This is a genomic window from Sporosarcina sp. P16b (assembly GCF_002743065.1).
GTDB lineage: Bacteria > Bacillota > Bacilli > Bacillales_A > Planococcaceae > Sporosarcina.
In genome coordinates this window covers 23,207-40,012 of record NZ_PDYO01000020.1, presented here as the reverse complement: position 1 = coordinate 40,012, position 16,806 = coordinate 23,207, and the positions used below count along the sequence as shown (strand labels likewise).

The 16,806-nt window shown below is 36.2% G+C and carries 16 protein-coding genes and 1 pseudogene; 1 reads left to right on the top strand and 16 read right to left on the bottom strand.

Annotated features, from left to right (window positions below; translation table 11 throughout):
- The 14 genes and pseudogenes from CSV77_RS17170 to CSV77_RS15100 form a co-directional block, all read right to left on the bottom strand.
- A pseudogene (locus CSV77_RS17170) lies at positions 1–410 on the bottom strand (hypothetical protein); the annotation flags it as partial.
- Positions 411–426: 16 nt separating this feature from the next.
- Positions 427–1,623 carry a glycosyltransferase gene (locus CSV77_RS15160; protein WP_099674063.1) on the bottom strand — a complete coding sequence of 399 codons (1,197 nt, stop codon included), beginning with the start codon at positions 1,621–1,623 and terminating at the stop codon, positions 427–429.
- Between the two features lie 203 nt (positions 1,624–1,826).
- Entirely contained in the window at positions 1,827–3,233 is a 1,407-nt protein-coding gene (wzy, locus tag CSV77_RS15155; protein WP_099674062.1) for an O-antigen polysaccharide polymerase Wzy, read from the bottom strand.
- Positions 3,234–3,306: 73 nt separating this feature from the next.
- Positions 3,307–4,212, bottom strand: a complete 906-nt coding sequence (locus tag CSV77_RS15150; protein ID WP_099674061.1) for a glycosyltransferase family 2 protein — start codon at positions 4,210–4,212, stop codon at positions 3,307–3,309.
- Between the two features lie 57 nt (positions 4,213–4,269).
- On the bottom strand, positions 4,270–4,845 hold the full coding sequence (locus CSV77_RS15145; RefSeq protein WP_233212274.1) for an acyltransferase: 576 nt from the start codon (positions 4,843–4,845) through the stop codon (positions 4,270–4,272).
- A 4-nt stretch (positions 4,846–4,849) separates the two neighbouring features.
- On the bottom strand, positions 4,850–5,827 hold the full coding sequence (locus tag CSV77_RS15140; protein ID WP_099674060.1) for an SDR family oxidoreductase: 978 nt from the start codon (positions 5,825–5,827) through the stop codon (positions 4,850–4,852).
- A gap of 2 nt (positions 5,828–5,829) precedes the next feature.
- Positions 5,830–7,143, bottom strand: a complete 1,314-nt coding sequence (locus CSV77_RS15135; RefSeq protein ID WP_099674059.1) for a nucleotide sugar dehydrogenase — start codon at positions 7,141–7,143, stop codon at positions 5,830–5,832.
- Entirely contained in the window at positions 7,140–8,255 is a 1,116-nt protein-coding gene (locus CSV77_RS15130) for a glycosyltransferase family 4 protein (protein ID WP_099674058.1), read from the bottom strand. Before CSV77_RS15130 ends, CSV77_RS15135 begins: the two co-directional genes overlap by 4 nt.
- Before the next feature lie 2 nt (positions 8,256–8,257).
- Positions 8,258–9,103: an NAD-dependent epimerase/dehydratase family protein gene (locus tag CSV77_RS15125; protein ID WP_099674057.1), complete on the bottom strand. Its 846-nt coding sequence runs from the start codon at positions 9,101–9,103 to the stop codon at positions 8,258–8,260.
- Positions 9,100–9,735, bottom strand: a complete 636-nt coding sequence (locus tag CSV77_RS15120) for a sugar transferase (protein WP_099674056.1) — start codon at positions 9,733–9,735, stop codon at positions 9,100–9,102. Before CSV77_RS15120 ends, CSV77_RS15125 begins: the two co-directional genes overlap by 4 nt.
- Before the next feature lie 41 nt (positions 9,736–9,776).
- Positions 9,777–11,609, bottom strand: coding sequence for a polysaccharide biosynthesis protein (locus CSV77_RS15115; protein WP_099674055.1), 1,833 nt, complete (start codon positions 11,607–11,609; stop codon positions 9,777–9,779).
- A gap of 81 nt (positions 11,610–11,690) precedes the next feature.
- Positions 11,691–12,458, bottom strand: a complete 768-nt coding sequence (locus tag CSV77_RS15110; RefSeq protein ID WP_099674054.1) for a tyrosine-protein phosphatase — start codon at positions 12,456–12,458, stop codon at positions 11,691–11,693.
- A 57-nt stretch (positions 12,459–12,515) separates the two neighbouring features.
- Complete coding sequence (locus CSV77_RS15105; protein ID WP_158232085.1) at positions 12,516–13,235, bottom strand: CpsD/CapB family tyrosine-protein kinase; 720 nt, start codon at positions 13,233–13,235, stop codon at positions 12,516–12,518.
- Entirely contained in the window at positions 13,213–13,959 is a 747-nt protein-coding gene (locus CSV77_RS15100) for a YveK family protein (protein ID WP_099674053.1), read from the bottom strand. The genes CSV77_RS15105 and CSV77_RS15100 overlap by 23 nt, the downstream gene beginning before the upstream one ends.
- A 118-nt stretch (positions 13,960–14,077) precedes the next feature.
- On the opposite strand from CSV77_RS15100, the gene CSV77_RS15095 reads away from it, so the two are divergent.
- Positions 14,078–14,563: a VanZ family protein gene (locus CSV77_RS15095; RefSeq protein WP_099674052.1), complete on the top strand. Its 486-nt coding sequence runs from the start codon at positions 14,078–14,080 to the stop codon at positions 14,561–14,563.
- 33 nt (positions 14,564–14,596) lie between these two features.
- Here the strand turns inward: CSV77_RS15095 and CSV77_RS15090 are convergent, their stop codons facing one another.
- Both CSV77_RS15090 and CSV77_RS15085 read right to left on the bottom strand, forming a co-directional pair.
- Positions 14,597–15,457, bottom strand: a complete 861-nt coding sequence (locus CSV77_RS15090; RefSeq protein WP_099674051.1) for a hypothetical protein — start codon at positions 15,455–15,457, stop codon at positions 14,597–14,599.
- A gap of 156 nt (positions 15,458–15,613) precedes the next feature.
- Positions 15,614–16,804: an S-layer homology domain-containing protein gene (locus CSV77_RS15085; protein WP_158232084.1), complete on the bottom strand. Its 1,191-nt coding sequence runs from the start codon at positions 16,802–16,804 to the stop codon at positions 15,614–15,616.
- Between the last annotated feature and the right edge of the window lie 2 nt (positions 16,805–16,806).

The following is a 16,806-nucleotide window of genomic DNA, read 5'->3' as shown; positions in this document are numbered from 1 at the left end:
AATGATTCACCTGTACCTGTTACCGTACCACCTGTTCCTGATGTACAGACAAATGCTGTTAATTTACGATTGATGGATTGAATGGCTTCTATAATTTCTACAGCCGTTATAAAACCCAGTAGAATACTAATTAATATATGAATAATAAATTGCATTGTATATAAATTTAAGTATTTATTAAATATAGTCGTTATGTTTTTTCTATAAAAGAAAGAGTATGACTGATGAATACCTAAATTTAGAACAATAGTAATTATTAGCACAACCTGGGTGATATACGCGAAATCACCTCTGTACACGATACCAAGATAGCGTGTTAGAAATATAGAAGATATTAATCCTGTAAATATAGTATAAATTTTATTAATTAGATTTAATGAGTAATCATTATTAAGTAATCTAGATATCATGCTAATCGATTTCTCCTTAAATTAGCTCGGTTTCGAAGAATGCATTAATATCTGTGGATTGTTGTTGATTTAAAACGCAATTATTTATTAGCTTTTCCCTTAATTCTTTACTTACTATAATACTTTCAATTGTTTCTGCAACTTCTTCTCCACTCATGCCAGATATTAATCCTGTAACGTTATTTTCTATTTGCTCGCCAACTGTGTCATAATTTGTGACGACTATCGGTTTCGCTACAAACTTTGCCTCATCAACTGCATTAGATTTTCCTTCCGTTCTCGAAGGATGTACAAAGATATCAGCTTCATTAATAAACGAGAGAGTATTTAATTGAAAACCAAGCAAAATGAAAGAATCTTCAATACCATTATTTAGAATCTCTTTTTCAATTTCTTGTCTGTGACTGCCATCACCTAAAATAAACCATTTAATATCATAGCCTTTTCTCAGTAATATTTTACACGCCTCGATAGCCATTTCAATACCTTTCAATGGATCTAATCTAGTCACTGATATGATTTTAATACATTTTTTTTCTGTTTTCATCAATTTTTTATCAAAGTCTAAAGTTCTATAGAATGACAATGGAATTTCGTTATACAAAACCTTTACTTTATTTTTCATAAAAGGATATACTTCTTCAAATATTTTTGCGCATTCATGAGATACCGAAATACAACCATCTATCTTTTGGTAATACTCACCATCTATTTCAATATCTCTATTTAATATCCTTGTATCACTTCTTATCCAATGATACTTTTTTTTAGATCTAACTAAATCTAAAGCCACATAAGTTGATAAGCCTAATATTCCGAACGCCATATCAAAATCACGATCGATTTTAGGTAAATTCTTCTTGTGTTTTCTCCAAAATTTTTGTCTCTCTTGATTCATGTTTTTTCTTAAAATAATATTATTAAATATTGCTAAGAATGAATCAAAGAGCATTCCGAATTTCCTTTCATTAATAAATGTCTTAAAACTTTTTAATATGTTATTACTAGGTATAGTCGCTGCAAGTACTAAGTCGTCGACTTGTATAAATTCCACATTTCTATTGTAGTAGTTCTTTAATTCCCCATCGTTTTGAAGCACATAAACAGTGACATCAAATAGATCATAGTTAAAGTTATCAAGTAATGCTAATAGACTTTTTTGAGGTCCGCCTATATTTAAATTACTAATAATAAATATTATTTTTTTTTTCATAATATCACACCTGTACTTATTATTTAAAAACAATTGAATAGCATAACCGAATGCCAAATTATATGATAATTAGCTTTAAGAATTATACAGTCTACTAGACTTAAATAAAACAATTATCAGTTTTCAATTCCATTCTTGTAAATAACTATGAAATAAAGTTGAAGAATCAGAGAACTTATTACTAGTTTTTAAAGTCAATATATTTATCTCTTTTTCATCCGAGTTTCAATCAATTTAATAATTATAAATGGTATTAAAACGTATCTCGTAAAATAAGCTATAATGTAGTTAAATGAACTTCTTGTAGCGAGAGCAAAAAACATGAAACTTAATATGCTCAGACCTAGCATTAGTGGTACATCCTTATTATTTTTCACTTTTATACACAGTGTTTTTGAAACTAAAAATCCAAAAGCACCCATGAAAAGAATTCCTACCCAACCAAAGTTCATATATGACTCTGCAAATGGTGTAAAACCAGGTCCATATGTCATATTTAGATATTCCATTAACCATCCAGCAGGACTACTATATATCTTATCAACTTCAGACAAGTAGCCAATCCTCAAGAAGCTGGGAATTAATAGTAATATCGAGATCATATAAGTTCCACCCCATAAATATTCATGATACATAGGGAAGATTTCAATAATTTTTCCTAAAGGCCAGAATGTACCTCCTAAGTTGCTAAACGTACTAATAACAATATTATTTTCATGTATTATTGTCCAAATATCAGGGGTAGCTTGGTTAGTAGCTGAGTGCCTTAGAGCACCTATAATAGGGACAATAGACATAGACAAAATTAATACAAGCGTAGTCTTTAATATACTTGGATTGCTTTTTTTAATGAAATAGTTATATAACATATATGCCGTGAAAATAAATACAATTGCATCCCCACGATCTCCCGACATTAACTTAAGAACAGAAAGTAATATAATAAAGTAAACAGCCCACTTTTTATACTTTTTTTGACCACCGACAACAATAAATATTAATCCAGTGAAAATGTAATATCCCAAACCAATAAAGCTATTATTTAAACGAACACCATCTCGATAATATGCACTATAACCTGAAGTTAAAACAACAACTAAGGAATTTAGAATATTAATTAAATAAGGAAAGAATCCTATTGTGAAAAATATAAGTCCAGAAAGAAAAACAGGATAGTTATCTTCTTTTTGTGTCTTTGTTGTAAATTCAATATAGACATTTTTTGATTCTATTGCCAATAATACTCCTACTTGATAAATAGCATAAGCTAGCATCACGTATACTATTCCATGATATAAAACATCGTTTTCAAGTCTATTAAAAATATTAAAGTCACCGATATCTACAGAAAAAGCATACAAGACTACTTGTCCACTTGAAAACATATAAAGAAATATGCTGAATAGTACTACGGGATTTATATATGTTCCTAGAATGGTTTTAAGTAATCTTATTTGTATTACAAATGATAGAAAACTAATCCAGCAGATTAGAAATAATGTGTTCTCTGTCACATAATTTATGTTGATATGAATTAACATTAAAATCATGATTAAAAGTAACACTATAACCATTTGTAAAGATATTAATTTAACCTTTTTTTTATTCATATTACAACTCCTTAAGGAGAATCACTACATTATTTATATACAAAAGCTATATCCTTCAAATTAAACTTTAATATTAAAGGGAACGGTGCTTGTTATATTTTCTAATCCAAGTATAATGCAGTAACTTCCCTGGAAAATAAGTTAACGATAAAATAATTGGCATTTTAAAACATCTTATAATTTCAACATAGTTTTTTTTTGCTAGCTTAGCATAAGGCCATATTAATAATGAGTTTTTTAATCTTACCGTTAATTTAGACTTTGAGTTCATTATCAATTTTGAGTAGTAAAGCATACCCAATGGGTTTTTCAATCGTAATTTTCGACCTCTTTTCGATAATCCACCTTCTAAATACTCTGCAACTCCAACTATTTTAGGTGAAAATACAAACTTATATCGATCTGACATCTCTAATTGAATCACTGTCGGTCCTACATAGTTTTCATTATCAAATTCAGGATATCTATACTTTTTTACAGCACTTCCTAAATAACACACACAACCATCATTTTGCTTGTATTTATTATTATATTGATAACGTGTTAATATCTTATCTTTAGATATTAACTTCCCACTTGTTTTCAAGATTTCACCTTTCTGAGTATGATAGTAAAAGAAGAATCCACCAATACTTTCATTGCCTTTATATTTTTTTATATACTCAGACAATGTCTCTATAGCCGTCACTAATAAGTAGTCATCGCTATCTACCACCATGAAAACAATCGCAGATTCACAATATTCGAATCCTTTATTTAGAGCTCTAGCTTTTCCACCATTCGGTTGATAAATGTACTTGATTCGGATCATATCTTCATCAATAAAAGAGTTTACAACATCACTTGTAGAATCGGTACTTCCATCATCTATTATTAACCATTCAAATTCTTTGTTTTTTTGTTTCTTCAAACTATCATATAACTTAAATAATTCTTTTTCTCTATTGAAAGTTGGTGTTAATACAACAATTTTACTCATGGACTTCCCCCGTACTTAAACGTATTAAGTTATTCTAATCTTGCACTTCTAAAAATTCTATACGCCTCTATTTTTTATTTCAATAGCTGGCACTCCACCAACAATAGTGTGTTTTGACACATCTTTAGTAATAACCGCTCCAGCTGCAAGAACACTTCCACTTTCCACCTTGATTCCTGCTAGTATCGTGACTTTTGCCCCTACCCAAACGTCATCATCAATCTGAGTATTGATTAGATCTATCGGTTGGTCTTTAATAGGTAAATTCACATCACTATATTGATGATTTGTAGACATTATAGTAGTACCGTGAGCTATTGATACATCACTACCAATTTGTATTCGACCAGTTGCATCTATATAACACATTGGATGTATACTCACATTGTCTCCAACAGATAGTTCTCTTGCATTGAATATATATACTTGAGGATGAATCGAAACATTATCTCCACACTTTTCAGATATAGATTTAAATAGGACATATCTTATGAGTAAACCTTTATTTCCTTGCGTCATCCTAAATGATTCAAATAACTTTATTCTTATGCTCTTTGGAAATATGCTACAAACATTTGTAAGTATTAAGATAATAGACTTATATCTATTAAATTTATCTCTTCCTCTAGTCATAAAATCACCCTAAGTTTTTTTTATACCAATCAAGTGCTTCTACAATCCCCCGTTCGAAATTCCACTGAGGATTGTATTTTAACAACTCCCTAGCCTTAGTAATATCAGCATTACTATGCTTAATATCACCTTGCCTAACAGGTCCAAAAATGGGTTGGATGTCTTTTTTTAATGCATGTGATAATTCTGCGTAAATATCAATTAAAAACTCTCTTCCACCGTAAGCTATATTGTAGGCTTCACCTGCCACTTCAGTAGAAGCGTTGCAAGCTTTTAAATTAGCTTCAATAACATTTTCAATATAAGTGAAATCTCGACTTTGCTTTCCATCACCATTTATTTTGGGCTGTTCATCATCGAGTAGTTGTTTAATAAATTTCGGAATAACTGCGGCATATGCTCCATCAGGATTTTGCCTTCTACCAAATACATTAAAATAGCGTAATCCATACGTATCAAGACCATATAATTCACTATAAAGCCTACCATACTCCTCATTAACCTTTTTAGTTAAAGAATACGGGGATAAGACATTTCCTTCTCTCCCCTCTTTCTTAGGTAGATTAGGCTCATCTCCATATACTGACGAACTTGAAGCATATACAAACTTCTTAACCCCATTTTGTCTAGCAGCTTCCATCATATTTAAAGTGCCTTTAACATTTACTTCTTCATAAAACTGAGGCATCTCAATACTTCTTGGAACACTTCCCCAAGCAGCTTGATTTAGAACATAATCGACTCCATTACATGCCTCCATACATGTTTCAAAATTACGAATATCACCTTCGATAAACTCGTAATTAGGATCATCTAAAAACTCTTCTACATTTTTCTTTTTACCAGTTGAAAAATCATCTAATCCCCTAACTTGATATCCTAACTTAAGTATAGCTTCCACTAAATTAGAACCGATAAATCCTGCCGATCCTGTTACTAAAAACTTACTTCCTTTTGGGAATTTCACATCTTCATAACCCATTCTTATAGCCCCCAATAATTAAACCCTGAATTCTTTGCTTGCTCTCTATCAAAAATACCTTTTAAATCTGCTAATACAAGCTCTTCAGGCCCTTTAAACATATGTTTAACATCCTCTAATGTAATGCTCTTAAATTCCTCATGCGTCACTGCAAAAATAACTGCATCCATATCTTCAACTTCTTCAGATTTGGAAAGCTCAATATCGTACATTGCAATTAAATCTTCTTCATCTGCAACAGGATCTACAATCTTGACTTCAATACCATACTCTTGAAGCTCCTTAATTACATCAACCACTTTTGTATTTCTAACATCCGGGCAATTCTCTTTAAAAGTGATACCAAATATAGCAACTTTTGCACCGTTTATTTGCTTATTAGCTTTGATCATCTTCTTAACTATGTTCTCCGCCACATACTTCCCCATATTGTCATTTATCTTTCTACCTGAAAGAATGATTTGGGAATGATATCCCATCTGCTCCGCTTTATACGTTAAATAATATGGATCGACACCTATACAATGTCCTCCCACTAGCCCTGGAGAGAAGTTAAGGAAATTCCACTTTGTACTTGCAGCTTCCAGTACGGCTTTTGTATCTATTTCTAGTTTGTTAAAAATAATAGAAAGCTCATTCATAAATGCAATATTGATATCTCGTTGAGAATTTTCAATTACTTTTGCCGCTTCAGCTACTTTAATACTTGCCGCTTTAAATACCCCTGCGTCCACTACAAGCTCATATACCTTTGCTATTACATCTAATACTTCTTCATCTTGACCTGCGACAACTTTAATAATATTTTCTAATGTATGTACTTTGTCACCTGGATTGATTCTTTCAGGTGAATACCCAACCTTGAAATCTGGTCCACACTTTAAACCCGATTCTCTTTCCAAGATTGGAACACAAATTTCTTCTGTTACACCAGGATATACAGTAGATTCAAAAACTACTATTGAGCCTTTTGTTAGGTTTCTTCCTAGTGTTGTACTTGCAGATTTCAATGGCGTTAAATCTGGCGTCCGATCTCCTTTGACGGGTGTTGGTACAGCCACAATATGAAACTTTGCGTTTTTAAGGCTTGTCTCATCAGATGAAAATTCTACAGTAGTATTTTGGATCACTGCATCGCCAACTTCTTTTGTTGGATCTATACCATTTCTATAAAGTTCTATCTTCTCTTTGCTAATATCAAATCCAACCACATTTACTTTCTTTGCAAAAGCTACTGCAATCGGCATTCCCACATATCCTAGACCTACTAATGAAATCTTTTCTTCTTTATTCTTAACCTTCTCATACATATTCATTTATAACTCTCCTTACTCGCACTTGTAACTCTATTGATTTCTTTGAGGTATGTATCTATGACTAGTTCTCTATCAAATTCTTTCTCCACTTTTAATCTACCTTTATAACCCATTTCTTTCTTTTGTGGATAAGACAAATTTAAAAACTCATTGATTGCAGCAACTAAGCTGTCGACATTCTTAACCTCAAATCCAAAGCCGGTTATCCCATCCTCAAATGTCTCAATACACCCCGGTACTTTAGATGCCAAAATTGGTCTTCCAGATGATGCCGATTCCAATAGCACATTAGCTAAGCCCTCATGATAAGAAGGAAGAACCGTGGCATGAGAGTTCTTAATAAAGGAATGTACATCAGTCTGTTGTCCATAATACTTAACAATACCTTCCTTTTCGAGTTCCTGAATTTCTTGTTCGTAATCTTCTTCCATAGAACCTATCAAATCAAATTGAACATTAGAGTGTTGTCTCTTCACTATCATTGCGGCTTCTAATAATTCCTCTATACCTTTCGCTTTCATAATACGCCCAATAAAAAGAAGTCGAATCTCATTATCAAATACTGGGTATTCCTCATATTTATGTAATTTTAGATTAACTCCTGATCCCGGAATCAATTTCGTTTCTCCCTTAATTATATTTTTCTCACGGAAAAACATTTGATTAGTATTATTTTGAAATAAAATACAAGATGATTGTGTTAGCCCTATTCTGTAGAGTTGCAATGCTACATTTTGCATTAGTCCATTATCTTGAACTGACGTGCCTAATCCCGTTACATTTGTAATGTAAGGCGTTTTTGTCATACTACAAGCCATGCCACCGTACACGTTAGGCTTTATTGTGTATGTTAAAACAACATCTGGTTTAATCTGTTTAATTATTTTTCTATAAAATAGAAATAACTTAAAATCGGATATTGGGTTAGTTCCTCTTCTATCTACCAATATATCTATAAATTCGCATCCCATCTCTTTCAGCAGCTCAACTTTCTCACCATATGGAAGTGCGATTACTACCTTATAATTAGAATCGATCAGTCTTTGAATTATTTCTTTTCTCAAATTGTATGTATATAAATGATGATTACTGAGTATCAGAACTGTTTTCATCCTCACTCCTCCGTTGCCTTTACTGAATCTTTAAAGTTAACTAATGTATACTCAAAATTTAAATGACTAGACATTGACTTTTCATATAATAAATCACCAAACACCTTTTTAAAGATATTTAAGTTGCAAAGCTTAAATACAGGATTAAATATCTTCGTCAAGAATAACTTTTTTTCGTGTCTTTCCGAAATTTCCTTTACTAAATCTGAAGTACATACATATTCCAGATTCTGTGGAAAATACAATCCATCACTATTATTTTCAATTATTTTTCTAATAAATTCACATAAATTGTCAATATAAATCATACTACGTTTGTTTTCTATATATGGAAATACTAATGTTTGGGTGGCAATTCTAGATAATCTCACATAATTACCTTTACAATGCTTTCCATAAATCATTGGTGGTCGAATGATCGCAATTTTAAAATTCTCATCAGCCATAGGTAGTATTAATTTTTCTGCCTCTAGCTTAGACTTTCCGTAATTACTATTGGGTTTTGGAAGAGAATCTTTATTTATAATACCTGTGTTTATTCCATAAACACTCATAGAACTAAAGAATATAAATTGCTTTACATTTCCGCACTTAGCTTTTTGTGCAACCTCGTATGCCAAGTCACGGTTCACTCTATAATAAATATCTGCATTTTCACTCGTTTCTTTTATATGCGCTATCCCAGCAACATGAATCACAACATCGTAATCAGAAAAATCTTTACTCTTCCACGAGTCATCTCTTAAACTGATCGACTCTATTGAATAATTATCATCAAATTTTTCAAGCCAACTTTCTAGACTTGTACCTACGTAGCTATTTTTACCGGTTATTAATATTTTTATCATTTCACCTCATTCTCCTTACTACAAGCGATTTCTTCTCTCGCTGTAGTTCCAATGCCGCCTTCAAGAACACCGTCTCGTTTTGTAACACTAATAATAGTCCCCAAAAAGCATTTCGTGTCCATCCATCCATTAATATTTTCTACATACTCTCCATCTAATTTCGCTTTAACTTCTATAGACAGTTCATCTCTCCCACTGATTTGTGCTAATCCAGTAAGTCCAGGTGGGACATCATTTGCACCATACAAATCTCGTTCAGCTACTAAATCATATTGATTCCACAATGCAGGTCTCGGACCAATAATACTCATCTCTCCAACAAGTATATTCCAAATCTGTGGTAGTTCATCTAGTGACGTTTTTCTAAGAAAACTTCCCACCTTAGTAATATACTGATCTGCATCTGCCAATAAATGAGTGGGTTTGTCCTTCGGTGTATCAATTCTCATTGTACGAAACTTCAATATATTGAAATGAGATTTATTAATCCCTACACGTTTTTGTTTGAAAAATACCGGCCCTTTAGAATCTAATTTTATCGCTATAATTATAATCAAGAATACAGGTGATAAAATTATTAATCCTATAGAAGAAAGTATTATATCTATACCTCTTTTAAATACGAAAAACATACTCAACAACTCCTTAAGAAAACTACTATGTCCATTCATATTTATAGTGAACTTGTTTTTTCCTTCGGCGCCTCCACGAACTTCCGATTCGCCAACCCAACAAGTGTTTCCTTCAACTCTCCATCACTCATACCAGGCAACTTATCCAACACATACAACTGCTCCGTCTCCGAAATCGGTGTAGCTTTTCCAATATAAATCTTTGGAAATACATGTTCACTCTGACGTTCGTTTTCATTCAACAATTCTTCGTATAACTTCTCACCTGGGCGAATGCCTGAGTAGTTGATTTCGATTTCATCTTCTTCATATCCAGACAGCTTGATCAAGTTCTTCGCTAAATCGACAATCTTGACCGGCTCACCCATATCGAGAACAAACACTTCGCCGCCTTGCGCAAGCGTTCCGGCTTGAATGACTAGGCGTGATGCTTCTGGAATCGTCATGAAGTATCTGGTCATTTCTGGATCGGTAATCGTGACGGGTCCGCCTTTGGCAATTTGTTGCTTGAATAACGGCACCACACTGCCCCGTGAACCTAAGACGTTTCCGAATCGTACCGCTGCAAATTTCGTGTCGCTGTCTTTTGCTAAATTTTGCACAATCATTTCAGCGAAGCGCTTCGTCGCCCCCATGATGTTCGGTGGGTTGACTGCTTTGTCTGTCGATACGAGAACGAAGTGCTTAACGCCAAAGAATCTAGCGGCTTCTGCTACGTTTTTTGTACCGAAGATGTTATTTTTGACGGCTTCCATCGGGTTGCCTTCCATAAGCGGTACGTGTTTATGTGCTGCCGCATGGTAGATCACATCCGGCTTCAGTTCGCTCATTAAGTCAAATATGCGCGTACGATCTTGCACATCTGCGATCACTGGACAGATTTCTGTTTCTGCTGAAACTTTTTGACGCAGTTCCATGTCTATAGTATAGATCGAGTTTTCCCCATGACCGAGTAGTATCAACTTCTTCGGTCGGAACTCCACTACTTGTCTGCAAATTTCCGAACCAATCGAACCGCCAGCTCCTGTGATGAGGATCGTTTTACCGGTCAGCTTCTTTTCAATAGCGTGCATATCGAGTTGTACTTCATCCCGTCCGAGTAGGTCTTCGATTTTCACGTCACGCATATCTTTAACGGATACTTTCCCTGTCATCAAGTCTTCGATGCGTGGAATCGTTTGCGTTTTAACGCCTGTTTCGATACAACGCTTCATTAACTCTGTCATTTGCTGTTTTCCCATCGAAGGAATCGCGATGATGATTTTATCTATGTAATGCATATCCACTAATTGCTGGATGTTCTTTGTTCCTCTATAGACGCGCATTCCGTAAATATCGAGACCTTGCTTCATTTTGTCGTCATCTACAAAAATGACAGGTTTCATACCGTATTCTGGATTCCCCAGTACTTGTCTTGCGATCATCGTGCCTGCTTGTCCGGCTCCTAGAATCATCGTGCGTTTCGTATCGATGCTTTTATCTCTCACTACTACATCTCTCACTAGACGCCAAGACAGACGGGATCCACCTATTAGCAGAACGTGCAACATCCATGTGATGGCCAATGCGCGGACGTAGACATCCTGTGTGAGGGTGAATTGAACAACGACTACTGCGAGGATGGTGAATGTGACGGCTTTAACAATGGACTTCAGTTCACCGATAGATGCGTACGACCACGCTTTTCGATACAGGCCGTAATACCAAGCAAAGAAATGATGCGCAATTTGTATGGTAATGGCGCTGACTAGCAACATTTTATTGAAGATAATCGAAGTGAATGGATGAAGCATGAAGTACCCGATATAGATCGACAATAAGACGATAATGGAATCGGCTGCGATTAACATGGTCATTCGTTTGCGTACAGTCAAAGGAGCTCCTCCTTTCAGGTTGTGTTTCTATTACCTACTCAATAGTTATTTTAAAGTATCGATATCTTTAACACTACCAACCTATCCGATTAATTTCCACCATTTTCTAGTAACTGGAACTTCCGGTTCGTAGATGGTGAGTAATTTATTTTGGATGATTTGTTGATTATTCAGCAGCAACATATCCACTGTATCCATATCTACTTTCTTTCCAAGCACTTCTAATCCTTTGTTAAATAAAAATGCGCGGTTATCCGTGTTATGCGCATCCGAACCGTACGCATGGATCAAGTTCGCTTCTATGAGCTGGATAGATAACTTTTGGATGTTTTTCCCGAAGTGACCTGCCACACTTCCTGCTGTTACTTGTGCAAGCGCACCGTGACGTACTAGACGCTCTAGTCGTTCAGGTTTCTCCGCTATCCCTTTATTGCGCTCGGGATGTGCAATGATTGGCACAATGCCTTCTTCTAGTAAAGATTGGATGATTTTAATGGTGTAGGTCGGAACATGGTGGGTGGGTAGCTCCAATAGTAAGTAACGAGAGTTTGCTAGTGTGAGTATTTCTTTGTTCAATAAATTTTCGATAATATGTTCATGTAGCCGAACTTCTTGACCAACTGATAGAGTCAGATCAATGCCTGCCGCCTGAATAATATCCCGTAACATACGAGCTTGGCTTTCTACTTCTTGCACAGGCACGTGGTATTGCGGGCTATAAGCATGAGGTGTAACGACTAGATGTGTAATTCCTTCTGACGCTGCCTCTTCTACCATCCGCATGGTCCCTTCGATTGTGTCAGGGCCATCATCCACACCGAACAGTAGGTGGCTATGTATATCAATCATGTATGTCCTCCTAGCACTTTGCTTTATTCAAGAAAAGTGAAAAGGCACAAGGCCCTTTCACTCGTCGTTTCCATAATACTGATAGTAATAATGATCCTTCTGCAGTATGAAGTTATTTAAGATCGTTCCTAGAATATTTGCTTGAGAAGAGACCAATGCCTCTTTCGCTTTCAGTACACTTTCTTTTTCCGTAGTGCCTGCATTCAGAACTAGAATCGTACCTTCCGCTTTATTAGACAAAATCTGCGCATCTGTCACGGATAAAACCGGTGGCGCATCAAAAATGATCATGTCATACTTTTCTTTCAGTCTATCTATGAGTACGTCCATTGTCTTCGATCCTAATAGTTCCGCGGGATTGGGTGGGATCGGTCCACTGGTGATGAGATCGAGTCCTTCTGTATCAGTCTGCTGGATAATATCTTCGAGTTCCCATTGACGAGTCAATAAGTTGGATAGTCCTGTCGCATTCATTCGGGAAAATGTATAATGCGTAGTCGGTTTTCGCATATCCGCGTCAATTAAGAGCACTTTCTTTCCTTCTTGCGCAAAAACTACAGCTGTGTTGGCTGATGCTGTAGACTTCCCTTCCCCTGGCGTTGCCGACGTGAAAAGAATAGACTTCAGATCATGATCCGGCATGGAGAAGTTGATATTCGTCCGTATCGTACGGAATTGCTCGGACACAACTGATTTCGGACTCGTTTTCGTAACTAGTTTACGCGCAACGGATTGTTTAGGCTGTTTCTTCTTTTTAAATATGCGCTTTTTTGACATGTGCACTTGACCCTTTCTTTGGCGCATCGGTTGCCGTGTTAACTTCCTTATCAGAGATTGGACTGACTAGCCCAAGCACCGGTAAACCGAGCAATTCTTCAATATCTTGTTCTGTTTTCACTGTAGTATCCAAGTATTCTAGTAAAAATGCAATGCCCACTCCGATCATGAGCCCTATGACTGCTGCGATCGCAACATTGAGCTCTTTATTCGGCTTAACAGGTTTCGGATTTTCCGCGTAGAAAGCAGGCGATAAAATGTTTACGTTATCGACCTTCATCAAATTGACGATTTCCTTCTGGAAAACTTCCGCAGTGGTATTCACGATATCGACCGCTTTATGTGCTTCCGGATCTTGTACAGTGACATTGACGACTTGCGAATTTTGCTCGCTGTTCACTGTAAGCTGAGCATTTAGCGCTGCTGGTGTTATGTCTAGGTCCAATTGTTCTATGACTTGTGATAAGATGACCGGACTTTTAATAATGACATTGTATGTATTGATAAGTTGTAAGTTCGTTTGAATGTCTTGAGAATCAAATGATTGTTGCTCCGTTTTTTGTTGATTGACTAGTATTTGTGTAGAAGCTTGATAGATAGGTGTTAAAAAGAAATAGCTTATAATCGCCGCAAGTACAGCTGCAGCTACTGTCGTTCCTATAATCAAACCCAAACGCTTCCTTAATGTGGAGAATAGTTCCTGTAAACTGATCGTTTCTTCCATAATGTAATATTGCTCCTTTTCGGCAAACTTGCTACTAGTATAGCATATAAGCATAGCGAAAAATATCGAATTCCCATTTAAAAATAGGATTTTTGATTAATTATGCTATAATACGCACATGAGAAAAGTCTTAGTTTTTATAATTATTCTGTGTATTGTCAGTAGTTTACTTGTATCTTCTAGTCAAACGTATGAACAGCAATCCTTGATTCCTACATTACAAAATCTATTACCTACCAAACCGTTTGAATCAGCGCTTTCGACTTTATCCATCCCTTACTGGAACACGACGATTTCCGTAGAAGAACGCGGGTATTATCACTTCGTGGAATTTCTATTACGTAAAAGCGCCCATTTTATATTATTCGGTTTGCTTGCGGCTGGTATTTTCTTATCCTTGCCATCTCGTTTCTCTAGGTTCTGGATTGCAAGCATCCTCACATTACTACTTGCCTGCGCTGATGAAACCCATCAATATTTCACGGGAGGACGAACCGCCACCATTCGCGACGTCATACTCGATATGTCTGGTGCGCTGACGTTCTTGCTCCTATTGCAAATCGCCGTATGGTTTCGTCCCAGAAAAAAAGAACGACTGGACTAAAAGGAAATCCTTTTAGACTAGTCGTTTTTCCATTTACCTACCCATCGCTTTACTCAGTATGCTATCACGACGCGCCTTTTTTTGCGCTGCGTACTCATCGCGTATGCTTTGTGAATACGATTTATCATATCCATTGGCCTTCAAATCCTTTTCAAGCGAGCTAACCACTCCATTAAATACTGCATCCGTCTGCGCCTCTAGACTATTGGCTGCAGACATATATTTATTGTAGAAGTACCCGTAATCGATACTTTCCCCATTCGCTTTTTTCGTGCTGTATTCATTCTTCGCACGGCTGATCAACGAGTTGATTTTACCATCAACTTGTCCTTGTAAATTGTTAACGGTTGGTTCATATTTTTGTTTGATCGCCGCTACAGATTCCTTTTTCTCTGGCTGATTGGATCCTGCATTTCCTGACGAAGGTTTGCTAGCGGCAGGACCTTTTTTACCCGGTTGATCGCCAGTAGATATAGTTGTATCTGTTGTGTTCCCGGTGTTTTCTTTAGCGGGTTGTTTTATACCGTCTACTTGACTAGTAGATGATTGTTTTGTATCAGTAGCAGATGTACCGCCTCCTGCAGTGCTAGAGGATGTTGTTTTATCACCTGTTGCAGTGGATGATGGGCCGCTTGTTGTTTGTTGACTATTTAAGGTTTTATTATCGGAAGTGGAACTTTGTTCATTTTTCTCGCTGTCACTTGCCTCTTCCCCGTCGAGTACAAGCTTAGTTCCATTCGGCAATATAATATCATATGGGTTCTCTATAATCTCATCCACTTCTTTATCCGCCACTTCATACTCTTTGAATTGGAATATGTATAAGAGGTAACCCCCGCCTACAACAACTAACGCAAGCATTGCCAATAAAAATATTTTAAGTTTTTTCTTCATAATAATCTCCTTTATAAGTTTATCCTATAGAAATTTTAACAGACTTTGAGAGTGTATGATAGCAGAAGATTACAAAACTAGTGTACATATAACAAAATAGTAAAAGCCTTCTCAACATTTCGAGAAGGCTTTGGTCGTTACTCAAGGTATGTTAAATTAGAACTTAAATTGATATGTGCTATTGAATGATTTAGAATCGATCGATCCTTTTACATTCAGTGAAACTGTTCTACCTTTTAGAATACCTAATGCTGTGTCAGCAGGAAGACCTACCTTAGCTAACGCTTTGTTTAACACCTTGTCAAAGTCTTGGCTGTTATCTATGTCTGTCTCTGTGAACGTAATTTCTTGTCCACCGATCACGACGGAAACTGTAGCCGAGTTGATGACTGTGTTCTTTTTCATCGCATCAAATATTGGTTTTGCCACGACTGAGAAATCATTTACAGTACTTTCAGACTTTTTAATGTCTACATTGAATGTACCACCTGTAAATGAGATCGCAATAGCATCTGATGTAGTATTAACTTTTGATAACTCGGTCTGGATACTGTTTTGTAATAACTGCTCTCCAGTAGGACCAACTGGTGGCGTTGGCTCTTCTGGTTGTTCCGGATTAGGTGTTTCTGGTACTTCTGGTTGCTCTGGGTTAGGTATTTCAGGTTGCTCTGGGTTAGGCGTTTCAGGTGTTTCTTCTTTAAGCGCTACTTCTGTACGTACGACGAATGTTGCCATCTGTCCTCTTGTAACTAAACCGTTTGGCGCAAATGTAGTTGGCGTTGTACCCGTAGTAATATCAAGAGCGAGTAGAGCAGCTACATATCCTGCATACGCATCCGTTGGTTTTACATCTTTGAAACGATTAGCAGCTAATGCACTCTCTTCTAAGTCGAAACCTAGTGTAAGAATTTTAGCCATCTGTGAGCGCTTTAAGTTATCGTTCGGCTTGAATGTTTTAACACCATTCTCTTCGTACCCTTTGATATAACCCGCTTGTGCCAATGCTGCAATCGGACCGTAATATGGTGTTCCCTTTTTCACGTCGCTAAAGCCTGGATCTTTGACGTTTGTTGTATCCAGGTCTAATACATGTGCCAAGATCTTCGCTGATTGTGCACGTGTAACCGAAGCATTCGGACGATATGTACCATCATCATACCCTTTGACTACACCACGACCTGCCAATTCCAATACCGGCTCGTAATAGTGCACGCCAGGCTTTACGTCTTTAAAACTCACTGCTGCGTTTGTTACCATAGGTACAGCCGCAACGAAAGCTCCAGTAGCGACTGTTGTCGCGAGCGTAGCTTTGAACAATTTGTGTGATGCTTTTGAACTCTTTTTCATGT

Bases quoted from the DNA above. Each gene is read 5' to 3' on its own strand.
- CSV77_RS15140 (WP_099674060.1), bottom strand. From the start codon at position 5,827: ATGGGTTATGAAGATGTGAAATTCCCAAAAGGAAGTAAGTTTTTAGTA.
- CSV77_RS15095 (WP_099674052.1), top strand. From the start codon at position 14,078: ATGAGAAAAGTCTTAGTTTTTATAATTATTCTGTGTATTGTCAGTAGT.
- wzy (WP_099674062.1), bottom strand. From the start codon at position 3,233: ATGAATAAAAAAAAGGTTAAATTAATATCTTTACAAATGGTTATAGTG.
- CSV77_RS15160 (WP_099674063.1), bottom strand. From the start codon at position 1,623: ATGAAAAAAAAAATAATATTTATTATTAGTAATTTAAATATAGGCGGA.
- CSV77_RS15110 (WP_099674054.1), bottom strand. From the start codon at position 12,458: ATGATTGATATACATAGCCACCTACTGTTCGGTGTGGATGATGGCCCT.
- CSV77_RS15135 (WP_099674059.1), bottom strand. From the start codon at position 7,143: ATGAATATGTATGAGAAGGTTAAGAATAAAGAAGAAAAGATTTCATTA.
- CSV77_RS15150 (WP_099674061.1), bottom strand. From the start codon at position 4,212: ATGAGTAAAATTGTTGTATTAACACCAACTTTCAATAGAGAAAAAGAA.
- CSV77_RS15125 (WP_099674057.1), bottom strand. From the start codon at position 9,103: ATGATAAAAATATTAATAACCGGTAAAAATAGCTACGTAGGTACAAGT.
- CSV77_RS15145 (WP_233212274.1), bottom strand. From the start codon at position 4,845: ATGACTAGAGGAAGAGATAAATTTAATAGATATAAGTCTATTATCTTA.
- CSV77_RS15090 (WP_099674051.1), bottom strand. From the start codon at position 15,457: ATGAAGAAAAAACTTAAAATATTTTTATTGGCAATGCTTGCGTTAGTT.
- CSV77_RS15120 (WP_099674056.1), bottom strand. From the start codon at position 9,735: ATGTTTTTCGTATTTAAAAGAGGTATAGATATAATACTTTCTTCTATA.
- CSV77_RS15100 (WP_099674053.1), bottom strand. From the start codon at position 13,959: ATGGAAGAAACGATCAGTTTACAGGAACTATTCTCCACATTAAGGAAG.
- CSV77_RS15105 (WP_158232085.1), bottom strand. From the start codon at position 13,235: ATGTCAAAAAAGCGCATATTTAAAAAGAAGAAACAGCCTAAACAATCC.
- CSV77_RS15085 (WP_158232084.1), bottom strand. From the start codon at position 16,804: ATGAAAAAGAGTTCAAAAGCATCACACAAATTGTTCAAAGCTACGCTC.
- CSV77_RS15130 (WP_099674058.1), bottom strand. From the start codon at position 8,255: ATGAAAACAGTTCTGATACTCAGTAATCATCATTTATATACATACAAT.